Annotated in this window: 15 protein-coding genes and 1 riboswitch; all 15 genes read right to left on the reverse strand. The window is 35.7% G+C overall.

Going from position 1 to position 21,002, the window contains the following annotated elements:
• Positions 1–27: 27 nt before the first annotated feature.
• Positions 28–3,096, reverse strand: coding sequence for a T9SS type B sorting domain-containing protein (locus ACNC7R_RS19340; RefSeq protein ID WP_417942663.1), 3,069 nt, complete (start codon positions 3,094–3,096; stop codon positions 28–30).
• Between the two features lie 198 nt (positions 3,097–3,294).
• The gene (locus ACNC7R_RS19345; RefSeq protein WP_417942664.1) at positions 3,295–3,948 is read right to left on the reverse strand and encodes a class I SAM-dependent methyltransferase; all 654 of its coding nucleotides are present in this window, start codon (positions 3,946–3,948) and stop codon (positions 3,295–3,297) included.
• Between the two features lie 199 nt (positions 3,949–4,147).
• Entirely contained in the window at positions 4,148–5,104 is a 957-nt protein-coding gene (metF, locus tag ACNC7R_RS19350) for a methylenetetrahydrofolate reductase [NAD(P)H] (RefSeq protein ID WP_417942665.1), read from the reverse strand.
• A 114-nt stretch (positions 5,105–5,218) separates the two neighbouring features.
• Complete coding sequence (locus ACNC7R_RS19355) at positions 5,219–8,320, reverse strand: vitamin B12 dependent-methionine synthase activation domain-containing protein (RefSeq protein ID WP_417942666.1); 3,102 nt, start codon at positions 8,318–8,320, stop codon at positions 5,219–5,221.
• 229 nt (positions 8,321–8,549) lie between these two features.
• Positions 8,550–9,551 carry a PDDEXK nuclease domain-containing protein gene (locus tag ACNC7R_RS19360; protein WP_417942667.1) on the reverse strand — a complete coding sequence of 334 codons (1,002 nt, stop codon included), beginning with the start codon at positions 9,549–9,551 and terminating at the stop codon, positions 8,550–8,552.
• Between the two features lie 186 nt (positions 9,552–9,737).
• Positions 9,738–10,511, reverse strand: a complete 774-nt coding sequence (locus tag ACNC7R_RS19365; RefSeq protein WP_417942668.1) for a hypothetical protein — start codon at positions 10,509–10,511, stop codon at positions 9,738–9,740.
• 107 nt (positions 10,512–10,618) lie between these two features.
• The gene (locus ACNC7R_RS19370) at positions 10,619–11,617 is read right to left on the reverse strand and encodes a homocysteine S-methyltransferase family protein (protein WP_417942669.1); all 999 of its coding nucleotides are present in this window, start codon (positions 11,615–11,617) and stop codon (positions 10,619–10,621) included.
• Between the two features lie 313 nt (positions 11,618–11,930).
• Positions 11,931–12,044: riboswitch (SAM riboswitch) on the reverse strand.
• Positions 12,045–12,249: 205 nt separating this feature from the next.
• Positions 12,250–12,378 (reverse strand): hypothetical protein, encoded by a 129-nt coding sequence (locus ACNC7R_RS19375; RefSeq protein ID WP_262494090.1) that lies wholly within the window; start codon positions 12,376–12,378, stop codon positions 12,250–12,252.
• Positions 12,379–12,607: 229 nt separating this feature from the next.
• Complete coding sequence (locus ACNC7R_RS19380) at positions 12,608–13,660, reverse strand: NAD(P)/FAD-dependent oxidoreductase (RefSeq protein ID WP_417942670.1); 1,053 nt, start codon at positions 13,658–13,660, stop codon at positions 12,608–12,610.
• Between the two features lie 96 nt (positions 13,661–13,756).
• A complete protein-coding gene (locus ACNC7R_RS19385) occupies positions 13,757–14,338 on the reverse strand; it encodes a precorrin-2 dehydrogenase/sirohydrochlorin ferrochelatase family protein (RefSeq protein ID WP_417942671.1) in 582 nt (193 codons plus the stop codon).
• Positions 14,339–14,485: 147 nt separating this feature from the next.
• Entirely contained in the window at positions 14,486–15,259 is a 774-nt protein-coding gene (cobA, locus tag ACNC7R_RS19390) for a uroporphyrinogen-III C-methyltransferase (protein WP_417942672.1), read from the reverse strand.
• Positions 15,252–17,342 (reverse strand): HEPN domain-containing protein, encoded by a 2,091-nt coding sequence (locus tag ACNC7R_RS19395; RefSeq protein WP_417942673.1) that lies wholly within the window; start codon positions 17,340–17,342, stop codon positions 15,252–15,254. Before ACNC7R_RS19395 ends, cobA begins: the two co-directional genes overlap by 8 nt.
• An 82-nt stretch (positions 17,343–17,424) precedes the next feature.
• Positions 17,425–18,669: a sulfate adenylyltransferase subunit 1 gene (locus ACNC7R_RS19400; protein ID WP_417942674.1), complete on the reverse strand. Its 1,245-nt coding sequence runs from the start codon at positions 18,667–18,669 to the stop codon at positions 17,425–17,427.
• Positions 18,670–18,812: 143 nt separating this feature from the next.
• Positions 18,813–19,712, reverse strand: coding sequence for a sulfate adenylyltransferase subunit CysD (cysD, locus tag ACNC7R_RS19405; protein WP_417942675.1), 900 nt, complete (start codon positions 19,710–19,712; stop codon positions 18,813–18,815).
• 246 nt (positions 19,713–19,958) lie between these two features.
• Positions 19,959–20,669: a phosphoadenylyl-sulfate reductase gene (locus ACNC7R_RS19410; RefSeq protein ID WP_417942676.1), complete on the reverse strand. Its 711-nt coding sequence runs from the start codon at positions 20,667–20,669 to the stop codon at positions 19,959–19,961.
• Positions 20,670–21,002: the final 333 nt, after the last annotated feature.

Below are 21,002 nucleotides of genomic sequence, written 5' to 3' on the forward strand. Positions count from 1 at the left end.
CCATATTTCTAAAAAGGCAAAGACTATTTATCTTTTCATCGCAAAATGCCCTCTATAAACTTTTCCATTAGCACGTGTTACTACGAACCAATAATCTGTTGCAGGTAACTCATGAGAATTAAAAGTTCCGTCCCAGGAAGAAGTTGCATTTAGTTCTTTAATAAATTTACCATAGCGGTCAAAAATTTTAGTATTCATCGTTGGTTCAGATTCAGAGAACTTAATTTTCCATGTGTCATTATAACCATCCCCGTTAGGTGTAAAAAACTTAGGATAATTTAATAAAAATACTTGCTGATTTACAACTCCACAACCGTTTTTATCCCGAACATAAACTAAATAATCACCCGATTCTAATCCTGAAAAAGTATTACTGTTCTGATAATTTATTCCATCTACAGCGTATTCATAGTCTCCTAAACTGCTGTCTGCTAATTCCACTACAAGAACATTTTCTTCGTCTGTCCAGTCTGTTGTATCTACTTTTAAGATGGTTGCTGCATTAGATAATTTTACCTCAAAATCTTTAGTAGAAGAACAAATCGTGCTTCCATGATTTTGAGTTACAGTAACCCAATACGAACCTGCTTCGGTTACTGTTATTGTTTCTGAAGTCGCTCCTGTTGACCATAAATAACTATCAAAACCAGAACCCGCATCTATCGAAACATATTTGTTCTGACATAATGGAACCGTGTCTGAAATAGCTATTACGGGCACATTGACTAAGGTTAATTTTAACGGAACAACCTGATAACACTTATCATTTGAATCAATTCTAACATAAATTACCCCATTATCTACTGTCAAAACATAAGCAGCAGGTGCTGTTATCTGTTCATTGACTATTTGATTCTCTGCTCCGGATAAAGTCTTAAACCAAGACAAAATACAACTATTGCAAGCCGTTATTTTGGTATTATAAAGAGTTAAATCTACCGATTCTTTTGTATCATTATCTGTATCACAAATCACATCTGCAACGTCATTTACAGGAACACTTGGTGAAACAATAGATACGAACACAGGCAATCTGTCAATACTTTCACAGTTATTTAAAGTCTGGGTTGCATAATACGTTGTTCCGTTTACAAGAGGCGTTTCAGCAGATAAAACATTACCGTTTGCAGATGCATCGTACCAGACAATGTTTGTCCCGTAAGCCGATAAACCAGCAATTGTCGCTTTTTGAGTTGTACAGAATTCTTGCTGAGCATCTCCTGTAGGTGCTTCTGTTTTCTGAATTGCTATTTTTATTGGGATTCTTAGACTTTCACAAACGTCTATAGTTTGCGATGCATAATAGGTCTGATTCTGCAAAATTGTTGATCCGGATAAAAGATTCCCGTTTTCTGATGCATCATACCATTTTATATTAGATCCATTAATTTCAACATCACTTAGGGTTGCATTATCCTGAATACAAAACATCTGATCTGTAGCTGCAGCAGGAAGTGGCTCAGAATTTACATAAGCTTTCACTTCTGCATTATTTGCCACTATAGAAATACATCCGAGTGTATTTTTTAATAATATTTGATAAACTCCTGGAACAAGATTGCTTTTCGTATCAGAAACTACCCAGTTGGCTCCATTATCAAAACTATAAAATGCTTCGGTGTCTAAAACCTTTATCGTTCCTGTTGCGGTCAAACAATCGGGTTGAGTTATAGTAACTGTCGGAGTTGGCGGATATCCCGGAGGAATAATAATAGTTACTTTTATAGGAGTGGTTTCACATAAACTGCTGTTTCTTGTTTTAACCCAATAATCTCCAGAAGTAAAACCGGTTTTAACATTACTGGTTTGCCAGGTTACTCCATTATCAAAACTATATTCTGCATCAATACTTGTAATGGTTATTGTACCGTATGGATTAGTACAAATCACAGGCTGAACAATATCAACCGTGGGTGTCTCATCTGAAACTGCTACTAAATTAATATGTGCAGTTACTGGCGATGAAACACAACTGGAACTTTTAGATGTAACTTTATAATCTCCTCCTGCCAAACCCGAAAATACCATTGATGATTGATAATTAACCCCATCTATACTGTATAAAAGACCAGAAGGTCCTGTAACCGTAATCGTTCCGGAAGGAACATCGCAGTTAGGCTGAGTAATCTCTATAGTAGGCTGAATTGGTCCCGATTTAACATTAATCGTTATTTCGTTAGAAAAAACTCTACAATTTAAAGAGTTAATATTGGAACTATCGGCTGTCGCCAGTCTATATTTATATGTACCTGTAGTCCCTGATACAAAATTATATGTAGCTGCATTTGCTCCAGAAATATCGGTCCATGTTACCCCGTCATCGGTACTGGTCTGCCATTGATATCCAACAGAAGTATAGGCCGAAGAAGAAACACTACCACTTAATGTAATTGACTTAGATTCGCCTTCACATAACTCTAAATTCGTAACCGATTCGTTTACAATTTGAGAAGTAACAGTAGGGCCGCAAGCTCTAAAAGTAATATCGTCAAGAGCAATGTCATTCCCGGGTGCTGCTCCGGCTTTATTATTTCGCATCCGAATCACAACAGTTGAAACTCCTGATGGGGTTGTAAAGTAAAAACCATATTGTTTCCAGACAGCACTGCTCGATAACCCTATATCGCCCGTATTGTATGTCCCTAAAATAGTACCACTTGTATCTTCGATTGTAAAAGTAATATTTGGCGGACTATTATCCTGAGAACGCAATAAATTCATAATCCACGCTGCAAATTCGTATGTGGTACCGGCACATAAGCCTGAAACAGTATTTTTATAAAAATAATCAGTAGTAGAAAAACTGGCATTTACTACCATCATATAACCACCTCCTGTATGATCTGTAGTTGTCCACCAGGTTCCGGCTGTATTGGTTCTGCTTTCAATGGTATAGGAACCGTCACTTGGAAAATCAGCTGTTGTCCAGGTATAACTTGTGATACCGGTTCCTAAAGCGGTTCCGTGTGTAGAGGTGCCTGAACCAAAATCAATTTGAACAACAGGATCTCCTAAACTTCCTGTACACAACTGGCCATGTATTTTAGATACAAAAAAAAGTAAACTTGCTATTAAATAAATTTCTTTCCTTTTCAAAACAGATTCTTTTTATTACAGTAAATCTACTTCATAATAAAATGAATCATTAAACTTTTAGACAAATCCACAAATAAGGTCGATATAACCGAAACTCCTATCTACCAACTCTTTATTAATGAATTTATTTCTACTGCCATTTTGTTTTTTCAGAAAATTAAATAAAAAAAGAGTACTAAAACTAATACTCTTTTTCTTCTATTTCTCCAGAACAATCGTAGTAAAAGCTCTGTCGACTAATTCACCCGTTTTGCTTTTTACTTGTTCTGTTTGTGTTTCGGTATAAACAATCTTAAAATCTGATTTTTTGATCAAATCCTTTACCTTTTGTGTACTATACAATTCAAATTCGAATTGCGTAAAAGGCAGTGTTTTCATAAAATCTTCTTCGGCAAATGTCACACAGAAAGTTCCATTTGATTTCAATACTCTGTAGATTTCTGAAAGTAATCCTTCAGGCTTTTGCCAAAAATAAATTGTATTTACAGTGAAAATTTTATCGAATAATCCATCTTCAAACGGAATGGTATTTCCGTCATAAAGTGAAAAGAAAGCTTGTTTTTGAGAAACAAAATTTCGGTTAATCTGGCGTGCTTCCTGAAACATCAGTTCCGACATTTCCAATCCGTAATATTTTAGTTTTTCGGCTTGTTCAAACAAAAATGCTACGTGACCTGCGTTTCCGTGACCCAGTTCGAGAATTCTGTTTTCACTTGAAATATTTAGATTTTGAATGGAATTTTTGGTCATATTGATGTTCGTTTCGTTCATCATATTACCCATCTCAATTCCTTTTTCTCCTGTTGGATGTTTTAATTGAGAAGCTATGGTTTGTAGTTCTTCTTGTTTCATAATCTTTAAATTTCAATTAAAAAAGAGCTTCGCCAATTCACTAACGCTCTGATCCAAATTCCAAGTTACCTTGTCATTCCGAGGAACGAGGAATCACACTAGAAACTATACAAAGTATGTTGTCCAATCTTTGTTGATATACAGGTGTGATTTCTCCTTACGTCGAAATGACAAAATGAATCTTATATCAGGCGGAAAACTAAAAAACCTGACTTGCAATCTGGCGGATGTTCTCCGATTTACCCATTGAATAATAGTGTAAAAACGGAACTCCTGCTGCTTTTAATTCTTTTGACTGCTGAATCGACCACTCAATTCCCACCTGTTTGATTTCGGCATTATTTTTACATTTATCAACAGCGTGAATTAAATCTTCTGGTAAATCGATACGGAAAATCTGAGGCAGAATCTGCATGTGTTTTTGAACCGCAATTGGTTTTATTCCAGGTATAATAGGTACTGTAATCCCCATTTCTCTTGCTTTTTCGACAAAAGCAAAGTATTTTGAATTGTCAAAAAACATTTGAGTAACTACATAATCAGCCCCTGCATCAACCTTTTCTTTTAATCGTCGCAAATCAGACTGCAAAGAAGGTGCCTCTAAATGTTTTTCGGGATAACCCGCAACTCCAATACAGAAATCGGCTTTGTTATCAGCGTCGATTACTTCATGCAGATATTGTCCGCAGTTTAAATCTTTAATTTGTTTTACTAAATCAACCGCATAATGATTCCCGCCGTCTTTTGGTGTAAAAGACTGTTCATGTTTCATAGCATCGCCTCGAAGCGCCATTACGTTATTGATTCCTAAATAATGACAGTCAACGAGCATATATTCGGTTTCTTCTTTTGTAAAACCACCGCAAAGCAAATGCGGCACCGTATCGACATTGTATTTATGTTTTATAGAAGCGCAAATTCCCAGCGTTCCGGGACGCATACGAGTCAGTTTTTTATCCAAAAGTCCATTATTGCGTTCGATATAAATGTATTCTTCTCGTGAAGTCGTTACATCAATAAACGGCGGATTAAATTCCATTAACGGATCAATATTATCGTATAATTCCTGAATACTTTTCCCCTTTTGAGGCGGAATAATTTCAAATGAGAATAATGTTTTTCCTTTGGCGTTTTCTATATGTTCTGTTACTTTCATTATTTATTTTTTGTTTCAAGTTTGCTTCGCCGATTCGGCTAAAGCCTCGTGTCAAGTTCCATGTTTCAAGTTCTCTACTGTAACTTGAAACCTGAAACCAAAATAACTTTTTCGTTAATCTGCTATATTAGGGTTTAACCATTTCATTGCGTAATCAAGCGGTACATTTCGGCGTTTGGCATAATCTGTAACCTGATCTTCTTTTATTTTTCCAAGTCCGAAATAGCGGCTTTTCGGGTTTCCGAAATAATACCCGGAAACTGATGAAGCTGGCCACATCGCCATACTTTCTGTTAGTTTCACTCCTATTTGTTTTTCAACATCTAAAAGCTTCCAGATTGTTGGTTTCTCCAAATGATCTGGACAAGCAGGATAACCCGGAGCAGGACGAATTCCTTTATAATTTTCTTTAATCAACTCTTCGTTCGTTAAAGATTCTTCGCTGTCGTAACCCCAGAAATCTTTACGCACTCGCTCGTGAAGATATTCGGCGAAAGCTTCAGCAAAACGATCAGCAAGCGCTTTCACCATGATCGAATTATAATCGTCTAAATTCTTTTCATATTCTGCAGCCCATTCGTCAACACCAAAACCTGTCGTGACGCAGAAAGCGCCCATATAATCGTTTACGCCGCTATCTTTTGGCAGAATAAAATCAGCCAAAGCAATATTTGGAGCACCTTTTGTTTTTTGTGACTGCTGACGAAGCGTTAAGAAGCGCCCCCTAACCCCCGAAGGGGGAATTTCAACCGTTGCCTTTAACTCGTTCGTAATATTTTGAATAATTTGATCTAAATCAGTTAAAACCTGATGATTTGTATATCGAACAACTTTAAATCCTTTTGATTCTAGCCAGATTGTTCGTTCTTTATCTTTTCCTATTTGTTCAAGACCGTCATGAATAGATCCATCTATTTCTATCACTAATCTTTTTTCTAAGCATACAAAATCAGCTATATATTCTCCAATAATATGTTGTCTTCTAAACTTGAATCCCTCCATTCCTTTGTTAGACAAAATATTCCAAAGCATTTTTTCTGCTTCAGTTGGTTTATTTCTCATTTCTTTGGCATGCTCTTTTAATATTCCGTACAAAGCAGGATTTGCAGTTTCCCAAGTTTGCTTTTCTTCAATCTGGGTAACTCCCCCTTCGGGGGTTGGGGGGCTTTCATACAATTCGATATCATCATCGTCAACCTGATTGCAAGGAAAAATTCCGTAAATACCTTTTGCTTTTAGTTTTTTCTCCTCTAAAATCACTTTCAGCATTGCCTGAGCATCATTAAAAACAGATGTCGCTTCTTTACCCACAACCTCATCAGTTAGAATTGCAGGATATTTCCCGTACAACTCCCACGTTTGAAAAAATGGCGTCCAGTCGATATACGGAACCAAAACATCCAATTCTACTTCGATGGTTTGTGCGCCGATTACTTTTGGTTTAACCGGAGTATATTCGCTCCAGTCCAATTGTAATTTATTTTTACGGGCTTCTTCAATCGTCAGGAAGTTTTTATCTCGGGAACGATTTAAGAATGTTTCTCTAAAAGCATCGTATTCTGCACGAATATCCGCTGCATATATTTTTCGGTTATGATCTAACAGGTTTCCTGCAACCGTAACGGCTCTCGACGCATCGTTTACGTGAATGACAGTTTCTCTATACTGAGGTGCAATTTTCACGGCTGTATGCGCACGCGATGTCGTTGCCCCGCCAATCATAATCGGAATTTTAATGTTTTGTTTGTCTAATTCTTTGGCCAGATACACCATTTCGTCAAGCGAAGGCGTAATCAGTCCGCTCAATCCAATGATATCTACATTATGCTCAATGGCAGCTGCAATAATTTTTTCTGGAGGCACCATAACACCAAGATCTACAATCTCATAATTATTACAAGCCAAAACAACCGAAACGATATTTTTTCCAATATCGTGAACGTCACCTTTTACAGTCGCCATCAGGATTTTTCCATTTCCTTGTTTGTCTCCGGCTTGTTTGCTTGCTTCGATAAAAGGCAGTAGATAAGCCACCGCTTTTTTCATTACACGTGCTGATTTTACAACCTGTGGCAAGAACATTTTCCCGCTTCCGAATAAATCTCCAACCACATTCATTCCGGCCATCAAATTGATTTCGATTACTTCGATTGGCTTTGTAGCGGCCAAACGTGCTTCTTCAACATCTTCTTCAATAAAAGCATCAATTCCTTTTACTAACGAATGCGTAATACGATCCTGAACCGATCCTAAACGCCATTCCTGAACGGTTTTTTCGTCGCTTTTTGCTTCACCTTTTACACTTTCAGCAAAATCTAAAAGTCGTTCTGTCGCATCATCGCGTCTATCTAAAATTACGTCTTCAACGTATTCTAATAAGTCTTTCGGAATATCATCATAAATCGTCAACATCTCCGGATTAACGATTCCCATCGTCATTCCGTTTTTAATCGCGTGGTATAAAAACACGGAGTGCATTGCTTCACGAACGGTATCATTTCCTCTAAAAGAGAACGAAACGTTACTCACACCACCACTGATATGTGCGTGCGGAAGGTTTTCGCGAACCCATTTTGTTCCCCTAAAGAAGTCCAAAGCGTTTAAGCGATGTTCTTCCATTCCTGTTGCTACCGGGAAAATGTTCAAATCGAAAATAATATCCTGCGGCGGGAAACCTACTTTGTTCACCAAAATATCATAAGAACGCTGGCAAATCTCCACACGACGATCGTAATTATCGGCCTGACCCACTTCGTCAAAAGCCATAACAATAGCAGCTGCTCCGTAACGTTTGATTAATTTGGCGTGGTGAATAAAGGCTTCTTCGCCTTCTTTTAACGAAATCGAGTTGACAACGCTTTTTCCTTGTACTACTTTTAGACCCGCTTCGATGATCTCCCATTTCGAACTGTCGATCATAATCGGCACTCTCGAAATATCTGGTTCTGCAGCAATTAAATTCAAAAATTTAGTCATTGCAGTAACTCCGTCAAGCATTCCTTCATCCATATTAATATCGATGATCTGTGCTCCTCCTTCTACCTGCTGTCTTGCAATATCAAGCGCCTCGTCATATTTCTCTTCCTTGATTAATCTCAAGAATTTTCTTGAACCTGTTACGTTTGTACGCTCACCAACATTCACGAAAACACTTTCCGGTGTAATAATCAACGGTTCTAATCCTGATAATACAAGGTCTCTTCTTTTTTCTGTCATTTCTTTTTAAAGTTACTGAGATTCTAAGATGCTTAGATTCTGAGTTTTTTATTCTATATTTTTAGGTTTCTAAACCTATAATCTTTTTAATATTTCGGGCGTGTCCCAAGGGCCGGGCTATCCGTTACAAGTCCTCGCTCTTCCTTCGTCAGGCTGTGGGCTTTTAACTTCTATCCCTCACGCGAACTCCGTTTCATAAGACGTTTATGTTTTCCGAGTTTTAATTATTTTATTCTTCCAGCAATTTATCCAATTGATTTTGAAGCGTTTTTTTATCCGGCAAATACAATTGATATTTACTCAACAAAACTTTATTTGTAATACTATCAGTCGCATATTCAACCAAAATATGATTTTTATGAGCCCCTAAAACAATTCCAATTGGTTCGTTATCGCCTTCTGTTGCTTCTTCTTTTTTGAAATAATTCAGATACAAATTCATCTGACCAATATCCTGATGATCAATTTCTCCTCTTTTCAAATCAACCAAAACAAAACATTTTAGTATCCTATGATAAAAAAGCAAATCCAGATAAAAATGTTTTCCCCCAATATTCATTCGGTATTGTCTTCCTATAAAAGCAAACCCTTTTCCCATCTCCATAATGAACTGTTGTAAATTGGAAATAATTTTCTCTTCCAGTTCATTTTCTAAATACTGATATCGCTCCGGAATATTCAAAAAATCCAATACAAAAGGATCTTTAATTAAATCCTCAGCATTTTCTACAATATGCCCCTCTTTAGCCAATCTCAAAACACCTTCTTTGTCTTTGCTCAAAGCTAATCTTTCAAACAAAGAACTCTTCATTTGGCGTTTTAGCTCCCGAACACTCCAGCGCTCATGCTGACATTGTTTAGCATAAAAACCCAATTCTAAATCATTACTTGATTTTAAAATCTCTATATAATGACTCCATGCCAATTGTCCAGACAGTGTCTGGATATTTTGAAACTTGATATAAAACTGACGTATCTGAAACAAATTAGAACGGCTAAACCCTTTACCATAACTTTGAGACAAATCTTTAGAAAGATTATCCAACAATTGACTTCCATACTCTGCCTTTTCACTTCCTTTTTGTTCGAACTCTACAATATGCTGCCCAATGTACCAATACGTTTGCACCAAAATAGTATTTACCGATTGCGCCGCCTGCTGTCTGCCATGTTGCAACAAGCTACCAATTTTACCGATAAGTTCGCTATAAGGTTGCGTTTCTAAGTTCATATTTTGCTATACTGTGTTTTACAAAGTTTTATTTTTTTAACTTTTACAATTCTATTTGAGCGTGTCCCAATGGCCTAGCTATCCGTTACAAGTCCTCGCTCTTCCTTCGTCAGGCTGTGGGCTTTTCACTTCTATCCCTCACGCAAACCTGGTTTTATAAGACGTTTTTATGTTTCCGAAGTATATTTAGTAATTAAACCATCCATTTTTATCTCCTTCTTGATAAATACTTTTTACCACTTCATCATCAATTTTATATTTCTTCGAAATTTCCTTTTCATATTTTTTTGACAATTCATCTAATTTTTTTGCATAATTATCAGTATCAAAATTAGTCGTGTAAGGATAAATCTCATCTAATTTTTCTCTTGCTCTAGTTTCTGTATTAGCTAATTCTTGATATATTTTTTTTCTTAAATCATAGCTCAATCCCGAACTAACCTTTTTTTCAGATTCATTTTTTAAACGTTCCTCAAAATTATCAGCGATTATAAAATTTGCTACATATGATGTTTTATCATTACTTACTGCTATTTCTTTAGTTACTTCACCTTTTGATGGACTGTAAGTTGCCATAGCCACATCGTATGAACCACTAATTAAATTCTTATCACTGTACAGCCATACTGTTAAATCATCAATATCATAATCTTCAGTTATAATCTTTTCAATTAATTTGGTTAACAGCGGTTCTATTTGTTCTCTAGTAATTTTATTAGAAACTAAATATTTAAATGCAACCCTTTTATTTATAACAGCATCAGCATCCATTGATGTTTTTATACTAATATTCTCCTTTTTAATTAAAGAATATTCAGGTAATTCAACTTCCTTTTCATATGTTTTAACTTCAGCTTCTTTCGGCACTTCTTTTAAAATTTTACTTTCTATTAATTTATCCTCTGCTTTTTTACAGGATAAAATAGAGACTAAAACACTTAATAAAATCAACTTTTTCATAATTCGTAGCTAAATATCTCATTCAAATATTATTAAAACCTTGTAGGTTTCTACATTTTACATCAACAAATTATACCTACAAGGTTTTGAAAACCTTGCAGGAGACGTTATTCTAAAACAGGCGCAACTCTCGGCTTATAATCCTTTGCAACCTCAGCCATTAGTCGAATATGATCTGGAGTTGTTCCGCAACAGCCACCAATGATATTAATCAAATTATCCTCTAAATATTCTTTGATGAAAGCCTGAGTTTGTTCTGGTGTTTCATCATATTGTCCGAAAGCATTTGGTAAACCTGCGTTTGGATGCGCCGAAACATTAAAGCTTGTGTTATGCGCTAATGTTTTTAAATACGGTTTTAGCAAATCGGCTCCAAGAGCGCAATTGAATCCTACACTCAATAACGGAATATGTGAAACGGAAATCAAAAACGCTTCAACCGTTTGTCCAGAAAGTGTTCTTCCTGAAGCATCGGTAATCGTTCCTGAAACCATAATTGGAATATCCAGATTGCGTTCTTCTTTTACTTCTTCGATAGCAAAAAGCGCTGCTTTTGCATTTAATGTATCGAAAATGGTTTCTACTAAAAGTAAATCGCAGCCTCCGTCCATTAAAGCTTCTACTTGTTCTTTGTATGCAATTCGTAAATCGTCGAACGTTACGGCTCTGTAACCCGGATCGTTTACATCTGGCGACATACTTGCTGTACGGTTTGTTGGTCCGATTGAACCTGCTACAAAACGTGGTTTTTCCGGATTTTTTGCGGTAAACTCATCGGCTACTTGTCTTGCGAGTTTTGCCGATTCGTAGTTTAACTCGTAAACCAAATCTTCCATGTGATAATCGGCCATACCGATTGTCGTTCCTGAGAAGGTATTTGTTTCAACTATGTCAGCACCTGCTTCAAAATAAGCGGCATGTACATCGCGGATCGCTTGTGGTTGTGTCAGCGATAGTAAATCGTTGTTTCCTTTTAATGGATGCGGAAAATCTTTGAAACGCTCACCACGAAAATCTTCTTCTGAGAAGTTGTAGCGCTGTAACATGGTTCCCATTGCTCCGTCAAGGATTAGGATCTTTTTTTTGATTGCTTCTTGTATAGACATTTCTCTTTTGCCGCTAAGGCACTAAGGCACAAAGCTTTTTTTTAATTTATTATCTTGAACGTTATACCTAACAGGTTTTAAAAACCTTTTAGGATATGCTCGTTTCGTTTAATTCCAAAAGTTCACTATTGCCGGCTCATTAGTGCCGATGGTTGCCCATTCTTTTATTCTGGGGTTCAGAATGAAAGACATAGCATATAACAGCAGTTAGTTTGACTGCAAAAATGCGCCAATAATTCACTCGAAATACTGAATCTGTTTCAGAATATTGTAAGTTGTCAGAAAAGTTTTTGAGAAATACGTAGTGTATTTTGCGTTATCTATCTTGAATACATTTTGTTGTATTAAGTAGAATGTAGCACCTTCTTTATGGCAAAGGGTTGCTAAGGTTTCATTGGGTCTTTCCCTCCGCCTTTCGTGATAACTTTCAATAAAATTAGGAACAGCGCAAAGTTACAAAATAGCCTTTCGACTTGCAAGTTTTTTTTATGATTCTAAAAGGCTAAAGTTCTGAGGTTCTATGCTTATTTTTTTCGGAATAAAAAAGCTCAAACTATAGTTGTCTGAGCTTTTTTATCCTTCTCTAATAAGCCTAAAGAACGACTTGTTTGGTAAATCAAAATGGAATTCGTTTAAAAACTTCTGTCCCATTTTAGAAATGTATCCATGACTTCCTGATGATCTGTTAATTCATTATCTGTCATTTTCATTTCACTGCCGACTTTGGAATTTTCTTCTAGTAGTTGTTCGTCATTGTTCATAATAGATAATTTGTTTTATACTTTCTTAAAGTTAGTATTTTATATTGGTAATTCAAAATGATAAAATCAAAATTTCTCTCTCTGAAAAAAATTAATACTGCAAATTTACGCCACTTCTTACCTGCTAAGTTTAAATTAACATCAACAAAAAAGCCCAAACTAAAAAAGTTTGAGCTTTTGATATTAAAATCTTAGTGCCAAAGTTTCATTAGAACTTCAGCATCATTGATTAAACTATTGCTTTTACAACTGCTTTTGGCGCTTCTTTACGAGTTCCGTCAAACCCGTCTACACCTGAAACTGTAGTGTATTTTAAAACGTATTTTTTACCCGGATTAACGATCTGGTAAGCTGCCTGACACATTAAAGTCGCTTCGTGGAAACCGCAAAGGATTAATTTTAATTTTCCTGGATATGTATTAACGTCTCCGATAGCGAAGATTCCGGGAATATTGGTCTGGTAATCTAATGCGTTGTTTACTTTAATTGCATTTTTTTCGATTTCTAATCCCCAGTCAGCGATTGGACCTAATTTTGGAGTCAATCCGAAAAGTGGAATGAAATAATCGGTTTCGATTTTACGGTGTGCCCCGTTTTCTTCGATATCCAAAGCTTCTACATGCTCAGCACCGTGAATTCCAACTACCTCTGCAGGGGTAATTAATTTAATTTTTCCTGCCGATTTTAATTCCTGTACTTTTTCTACAGAATCTAAAGCACCTCTAAATTCGTTTCTACGGTGAATCAAAGTTACTTCTGAAGCTACGTTGGCAAGGAAAATACTCCAGTCCAAAGCTGAATCTCCTCCTCCTGCAATTACTACTCTTTTATCTCTGAATTTCTCAGGATTTTTGATGAAGTATTTTACTCCTTTATCTTCATAAAACTCGATATCTTCAATAAGAGGTTTCCTTGGTTCGAAACTTCCTAAACCACCCGCAATAGCGATAACCGGTGCATGGAATTTTTTTCCTTTACTTGATGTTACGATAAAACTTCCGTCTTCTTGTTTTTCGATAGTTTCTGCACGCTCACCTAAAGTAAACCCTGGCTCAAACTGCTTGATTTGCTCCATTAAACCGTCTACTAAATCTCCAGCCAAAACTTCTGGAAAACCAGGAATATCGTAAATAGGTTTTTTTGGATACAATTCTGAAAGCTGTCCTCCAGGCTGAGGCAAAGCATCTAAAATATGGCATTTTAATTTTAACAATCCTGCCTCGAACACGGCAAATAAACCTGTTGGCCCTGCTCCAATTATAAGTATATCTGTTTTAATCATTATGGTGTTGTTTATAATCATTCTTAATAATACAAAGAAACAAATAATTTATTCTAATTTCAATGATTTTTATCATTCATTTCTTTGTGAAATTTTTTACTCTTTATTTTTTAATGAAGCGGTAATTTCATTCATTCTTTTCACCTTATCTTCAAAATCGCCTTTCAAAGTTTTCCTGTATTCATTGAGGTTCTCAACCATTTTATTGATATCCTCGGGAATTACTTCTTCAAAAAACTCCCTTAGCCTCTTGGCTGTTGTAGGTGATTTTCCGTTGGTAGAAATAGCGATTTTTACATTTCCTTTGGTCACGATTCCGCCCAGATAATAATCACACAAATTTGGCGTATCGGCAATATTGCAAATCAAATACCTTTTTCTGGCTAAGTCGTACACTCTTTTATTGACTTCAAGATTATCTGTACAAGCTATAACCATGTGGCGTTTTTTAAGCATTTTCTTTTTGAACTTCGATTTTGTCAATTTTACCGAAGGATGCTGCTCTGCCAGAATTTTTATCTCTAAATGAAATTCTTTCGATACTACTTCAACATTTGCATTCGGACTAGACTTGAGCAAGAATGAAAGCTTTTCCAGACCTACGTTTCCTCCGCCTACAATTAGCACATTTAAATTGTGCAACTTTAAAAATATTGGATATAATTCGTTTTGTTCCATTTTAATCTTTTGTTTCGCCGAAAATACTAAAATCTGACGTTACAATTTTTATTTTATCAATTGGATAAAATTCAATCTCCTTAATTTTGTTCGTTATTTCATCGGGTTAAAACCCTACGCTACAACATGTTTCGTTCCTACGGAACTTTATTGAGCGATTTCTTTTAACAGAAATTCTTCGTAAAATCCTTTTAATTTGTTGCTTTCGCGTACAACTTCGCCTATAACGATAATGGCAGGAGATCCTAATTCTTTCTCTTTTACAATTTCCAAAATCGAATCGACTGTTCCTACTCCTGTTTTTTCCTCTACTGTGGTTCCGTTTTGGATGATAGCAACTGGCAAATTTCCTTTGTTTTCTTTTTGAAACAAATCGATAATCTGAGGCAGTTTATGCATTCCCATCAAGATTACAACTGTTGCAGAAGATTGCGCTGCCAAAGCGACATCTGAAGATAATTTTCTGTCTGATGTTGTGCCTGTAATTGCCCAAAAACTTTCTGAAACTCCTCTCTTTGTAATGGATATTCCCTGACTTGCGGGTACTGCCACTACTGATGAAATTCCTGGAACAACAATCGTTTCAATTCCAAAACTTTCTGCAAATTCTATTTCTTCACTTCCTCTTCCAAAAACAAATGAATCTCCGCCTTTTAAACGAACGACATTTCCATACGTCAAAGCATTATCTACAATCAATTGATTGATCTGTTCTTGCGTGTAAGCATGATTTCCTATTCTTTTGCCTACAAAAATCCTGATGGCTCTTTTGGGTGCATAATCCAGAATTTGATCGTTGGATAACGCATCGTATAAAACTACATTGGCTTCAGCTAGTGCTTTTACAGCTTTTAGCGTAAGTAAATCGGGATCGCCCGGACCAGCACCGACTAAAGTTATTTTTGGTTTTATATTAAGCATCTGCTAATTCCTGAGATCTGAATGTTTCAATTTTATCAAAGAAAACAGTTGCTTGCGCTATGTAATCTTTAGCGAAAGCTTCAGATGGTTCATTTTTATTGATTTGGTAAACCAGTTCTTTAAAAGTCGAATTCAACTCAATTTTATTACTTTCGATAAACACAGTGTCAAACAAATCAATGATTCCTGCGTGGTGATTTGTTTTTTGATTTTCTGCCAATAGTAACGCTTTAGCTCCATTTACAAATCCTGCATAAGCATGATAAATTGCATCTGACCATTTTTGGTTTTCGAAAGATTCCTGAGCCAAAATCAATTTCTCTTTAGCTTCGAACAATAAAGTCGCTACTAAATCGATCACCACACCGGCACATTCTCCCACTCCTACTGCTTTTACATAGTTATCTGCATTACCCCAATCCACAAAATCAGCTTCTGTTAAATTGGTTACGTCTGCAAAAGGCTTTAAGATTTCATAGAAATATTTCTCTCCTTTAGCATCATAATAATTAAGGAATTTATCTCCGTTTCCATTAGCCTCAAAATCATTTAAGATAGTACGTAATGCATCCGGTCCTCTACGGCTTGGAATTTTAATTACTTTATCAGCAAAACGTCCTTCCCCGTTTCCTAAACGTCCTCCACCTAATAAAACCTGTAAAGCCGGAGCTACTAATTTTCCTGAGTTGATAGACATTCCCTGAAATCCAATTGCAGACATGTTATGCTGTCCGCAGGCATTCATACAACCACTAATTTTGATTTCAATTTCGCTGTTGTTGCTGTATTGCGGATATTCTGCTTTGATCACTTTTTCTAATTCTTCTGCAATTCCGGTACTGCTTGCAATACCCAAATTACAAGTATCAGTACCCGGACACGCAGTGATATCACCAATAGTATTGTACCCTAAAGCCACCATATCTAATTTGGCCAATTCCTGGTAGAAGAATGGTAAATTTTCTTCCTTAATATTACGGATAACAATATTTTGCCTTAATGAAAAGCGCAATTCATTGGCACCGTAATTTTTAATTAAGTCAGCTAATAATCTGGCTTTATCAGTATAAAAATCGCCTAATAAAACTTTGATTCCGATAGCGAAATATCCTTCTTGTTTTTGAGCAATTACATTTGATGCCTTCCATGCTTCATAAGCTGCTACATCATCAATTATTACCTGTGGCACTTCTAACAAAGGCTCTTGAATTGGCCCTTCAAAAGCAGTAGTCTCAATTTCGTACGTTTCAAAAGCAATTGCTTTTTTTTCTTTTTCAACCAAATCAAGGAAAACATCTTTCCCCATTTCTTTGATTAAGAATTTCATACGGGCTTTCATTCTTTTGGCACGTTCACCGTATCTGTCGAAAATCCTGATGATTCCTTCAGCCGTTGGAATGATTTGGTTAACCGGAATAAACTCAGAAAGCAATTCTGCATGCGCTGGCTGAGACCCTAAACCTCCTCCAAAAACCACTTTGAACCCTTTTTGTCCATCTTTAATTTTTGGAATAAATCCTAAATCGTGCAAATAACTTAATGCGGTATCTTCGTCTGAAGAAGAGAACGAAATTTTGAATTTACGCCCCATTTCCTGACAGATCGGGTTTCTTAATAAGTATTGAAACATTCCGTGTGCATAAGGTGTCACATCAAACGGCTCGTTTACATCTACACCTGCTAATTCACTACCTGTAATATTTCTAACTGTGTTACCACACGCTTCACGCAATGTGATATCGTCTTTAGCCAATTCTGACCAAAGTTCAGGTGTTCTGTCCAGACTCACGTAGTGAATCTGAATATCCTGACGTGTTGTAATATGCAGACGTCCTGTAGAATATTTATCGGATACTTCGGTAATTCTTTTCAACTGCTCGCTGGTTACTTTACCATAAGGCAACTTGATACGAATCATCTGTACACCCTCCTGACGCTGACCATAAATACCTCTCGCTAAACGAAGACTGCGAAAACGTTCATCATCAATTTTTCCTCCACGGAATAAGTGAATCTTTTTTTCTAATTCGATAATCTCTTTCTGAACTATCGGGTTTTCTATTTCTGTTCTAAAACTTTCCATTTTATTTTTAGTTTTTGGTTGTCGGTTGTTGGTTGTTGGTTGTTGGCATCAGCACCATCAACTATCAACTAAAAACCATCAACTATTTTATGAATCCTACTCCTGCTGTTGTATTGGTTACAGAATCAATCAAAATAAAAGCTCCGTTTGATTTATTTTCATTATAAGAATCAAAATACAAAGGCTTGCTTAGTTTGATATTTACTTCTCCTATTTCATTAATTGCTAATTGTGAAGCCGGAGTAGTTCCTGAATAATCAGTTGCAATTGTATTTTTAATACTCTCAATTTTTGCTAAAACCCTGTTTGTATTATGCTGTACAAAATATTTAGTTCCGGGAACCAATTTTTTACTGTCCATCCAGCAAATAGTGGTTTCAATATCTTTTTGAATTTTTGGAATCTCAGAAGATTTTACAATCATGTCCCCTCTTGTCACATTGATATCATTTTCTAGTTCGATTGTAATTGAAGAACCTGCAGCAGCCTCATCAAATTGTTTATCAAAAAAGTGAATATTTGTCACTTTAGATTCTGTTAAAGAAGGTAAAACTGTAACAGCATCACCAACTTTAATAGAGTTTCCGTATAATTTTCCGGCGTACCCCCTGAAATCATGATATTCTTCTGTTTTAGGTCGAATAACCGTCTGAACCGGGAAACGCGCTTTTCCGCTTTCAAAAACATCCGAAGAATGTAATCCTTCCAAATGTTCTAAAATAGTCTGTCCCTGATACCAAGGCATTCCATCTAATTTATTTACAACATTATCTCCAGTCAAAGCACTTAACGGAATATAGCTTACGTTTTGTTCTTTGAAAGTACTTTTTGCGTTCAATGCCTGAAAATCAGCTTTGATTTTATTGAAAACTTCTTCGGAGTAATCAACCAAATCCATTTTGTTGATGGCAACGATTACTTCTTTTACTCTCAATAGGTTGTTGATGAAAAAGTGGCGATACGTCTGCTCGATAACTCCTTTTCTGGCATCAATCAAAATGATAGAAACCTGAGAAGTAGACGCTCCTGTAACCATGTTTCTGGTATATTCTACGTGACCCGGAGTATCCGCAATAATGTAACTTTTCTTTGCAGTCGAAAAATAAATATGAGCAACGTCAATTGTAATTCCCTGCTCTCTTTCTGCTACCAAACCATCTGTTGCTAACGAAAAATCAAGGTAATCGTATCCTTTTTGTTTACTGCTTTTTTCGATTGCTTCTATTTTATCAGTTGTCAATGATTTTGTATCGTACAATAATCTTCCGATCAAAGTACTTTTTCCGTCATCTACACTTCCTGCTGTTGCTATTTTTAAAACGTCCATTCTAATATTTTGTTTCAGGTTTGATTTTTTTGTTTCAGGTTTCAAGCTTCACGTTGATTGCCTTTGAACAAAAATTTAAATCTGTATGTTTTTGTTTTTTGATTCTACTTTTTAATTTACAATTGACAATTAATAATTTACAATTAAAAATATCCTTGTTGTTTTCTTTTCTCCATTGCAGCTTCAGAACGTTTATCATCAATTCTGGCTCCTCTTTCAGAAATAGTAGAAGATCTGATTTCCCCAACGACCTCTGCAATTGTTGCTGCATAGGATTCAACAGCAGCGGTACAGCTCATATCTCCAACGGTTCTGAAACGAACAATTCGCTCTTCGATTTGCTCGTCTTCTTCCTGATATACAAAAGGAGAATGCGACCAGATCAAACCGTCTCTTAAAAAAACTTTTCTTTTATGTGAAAAATAGATAGATGGAATTTCTATATTTTCTTTTTCAATATAACTCCAAACATCTAACTCTGTCCAGTTTGAAATTGGGAAAACACGAACGTTTTGTCCATTTTCGATTTTACCATTCAAAATATCAAACAACTCAGGTCTTTGATTTTTTTCGTCCCACTGTCCGAAATCATCACGAACAGAGAAAATACGTTCTTTAGCTCTTGCTTTCTCTTCATCACGACGTGCACCGCCAATACAGGCATCAAATTTAAACTCTTCAATGGCATCTAAAAGTGTTGTCGTCTGCAAGCTGTTACGGCTTGAATATTTTCCGGTTTCTTCCACTACTTTTCCTTCATCAATAGCATCCTGAACATTCCGAACGATTAGCTCTAAACCTAATTCTTGTACCAATTTATCTCTGAAAGCAATTGTTTCAGGAAAATTGTGCCCCGTATCAACGTGCAATAGAGGAAACGGAATTTTAGCAGGGAAAAAAGCTTTTTGCGCCAAACGTACTAATGTAATAGAATCTTTTCCTCCTGAGAAAAGTAAAACCGGTTTGTCAAACTGAGAAACTACTTCTCTAAAGATGTATATCGCTTCACTTTCTAAAGCATTTGTTTTTAATACTGAACTCATTTTTGTTTTTTTGTTTGATATTTTTTAGTTTCAAGTTTCAGGTTTTAAGTTGTGAGTTACTCTAAAACTTTCCGCTATTTATTCTATTCTTTATTCTTCATCGGGTTAAACCCATAAAATATAAATTCCTTTCCTAATCTGCCCCGGATTAAAATCCAGCACTAAAATATAAATAGTTCCTTCGAAACTTTAAACCTATATTCTTTATTCTATTCTCTAGAATTAAATCTTGTCTCTTGCTTCTGCTTACTCTTTCTTAGCACTATGCAAACCACACTCTTTATGACTTGATTCCCACCACCATCTTCCGGCTCTGATGTCTTCTCCTGGGAAAATTGCTCTTGTACAAGGCGCACATCCGATACTTACGAAACCTTGTTTATGTAAAGCATTTTGAGGAACATTGTTTTCTGATAAATACGTTTCAACTTCTTCTAAAGTCCATTTTAGTAACGGATTGAACTTGATAATTTCGAAGTTCCCATCGTATTCAAACAAGCTTAAATCTTGTCTGTTTTCTGATTGTTCGGCTCTTAAACCAGTAATCCAGACAGTATTTCCTGCTAAAGCTTTTCTTAACGGAACTACTTTTCGGATAAAACAGCACTCTTTTCTGTTTTCAACTGAATCGTAAAAACTGTTTGGTCCTTTTGTCTGAAGCAAATTTTCTACTGAAGCCGCTTCTGGAAAATAAACCTCAATGGGTCTTTTGTATTTTTTTAATGTTTTATGAAAAACATCATACGTTTCCTGAAACAATCTTCCTGTATCTAAAGTAAACACCTTAATGTCTGTGTTACTTTTTGCAATGAAATCGGTAATTACCTGATCTTCCTGACCAAAAGAAGTCGAAAAAATTACTTTTCCCGGAAATTCTTTTGCTAAGTAAACTAAGGTTTCGTCAAGCGAAAGGTCTTTAGTTTGCTCTAATAATTCCTGTACAATACTCGCACTCATAAATCTTTTCTTTTCTACATTTATCTCTTTCGATAATCTAGATAATATTAAAAAATCAGTTTTATAACCAAATCAAAAGAATTTCTTCTTTTTTAAAAAACTATTACCCTATCGGCTTAGTAGATTATTTTGCAAAAATACTACTTATTTCTAAATATCAAAACATTATCATCATTTTTTTTAAGGAGTAACTCCCTCTAAATTAAACCTAAAGAGAAATTTGAAATAATTTCACAAATAACATTCCATCCTACTATAATCAAACAAGACAATGTGTTAAAAATATTTTTTTTAAATAAATTTTTAATCTCTATAAAACCTATAGGATAATTA

The sequence above is a fragment of the Flavobacterium adiutor genome (genome assembly GCF_048282555.1).
Lineage (GTDB): Bacteria > Bacteroidota > Bacteroidia > Flavobacteriales > Flavobacteriaceae > Flavobacterium.

What these genes read in the sequence shown, in the direction of transcription:
- ACNC7R_RS19345 (WP_417942664.1), bottom strand. Translation starts at nt 3,948, where the DNA reads ATGAAACAAGAAGAACTACAAACCATAGCTTCTCAATTAAAACATCCA.
- metF (WP_417942665.1), bottom strand. Translation starts at nt 5,104, where the DNA reads ATGAAAGTAACAGAACATATAGAAAACGCCAAAGGAAAAACATTATTC.
- ACNC7R_RS19355 (WP_417942666.1), bottom strand. Translation starts at nt 8,320, where the DNA reads ATGACAGAAAAAAGAAGAGACCTTGTATTATCAGGATTAGAACCGTTG.
- ACNC7R_RS19360 (WP_417942667.1), bottom strand. Translation starts at nt 9,551, where the DNA reads ATGAACTTAGAAACGCAACCTTATAGCGAACTTATCGGTAAAATTGGT.
- ACNC7R_RS19365 (WP_417942668.1), bottom strand. Translation starts at nt 10,511, where the DNA reads ATGAAAAAGTTGATTTTATTAAGTGTTTTAGTCTCTATTTTATCCTGT.
- ACNC7R_RS19370 (WP_417942669.1), bottom strand. Translation starts at nt 11,617, where the DNA reads ATGTCTATACAAGAAGCAATCAAAAAAAAGATCCTAATCCTTGACGGA.
- ACNC7R_RS19375 (WP_262494090.1), bottom strand. Translation starts at nt 12,378, where the DNA reads ATGAACAATGACGAACAACTACTAGAAGAAAATTCCAAAGTCGGCAGT.
- ACNC7R_RS19380 (WP_417942670.1), bottom strand. Translation starts at nt 13,660, where the DNA reads ATGATTAAAACAGATATACTTATAATTGGAGCAGGGCCAACAGGTTTA.
- ACNC7R_RS19385 (WP_417942671.1), bottom strand. Translation starts at nt 14,338, where the DNA reads ATGGAACAAAACGAATTATATCCAATATTTTTAAAGTTGCACAATTTA.
- cobA (WP_417942672.1), bottom strand. Translation starts at nt 15,259, where the DNA reads ATGCTTAATATAAAACCAAAAATAACTTTAGTCGGTGCTGGTCCGGGC.
- ACNC7R_RS19395 (WP_417942673.1), bottom strand. Translation starts at nt 17,342, where the DNA reads ATGGAAAGTTTTAGAACAGAAATAGAAAACCCGATAGTTCAGAAAGAG.
- ACNC7R_RS19400 (WP_417942674.1), bottom strand. Translation starts at nt 18,669, where the DNA reads ATGGACGTTTTAAAAATAGCAACAGCAGGAAGTGTAGATGACGGAAAA.
- cysD (WP_417942675.1), bottom strand. Translation starts at nt 19,712, where the DNA reads ATGAGTTCAGTATTAAAAACAAATGCTTTAGAAAGTGAAGCGATATAC.
- ACNC7R_RS19410 (WP_417942676.1), bottom strand. Translation starts at nt 20,669, where the DNA reads ATGAGTGCGAGTATTGTACAGGAATTATTAGAGCAAACTAAAGACCTT.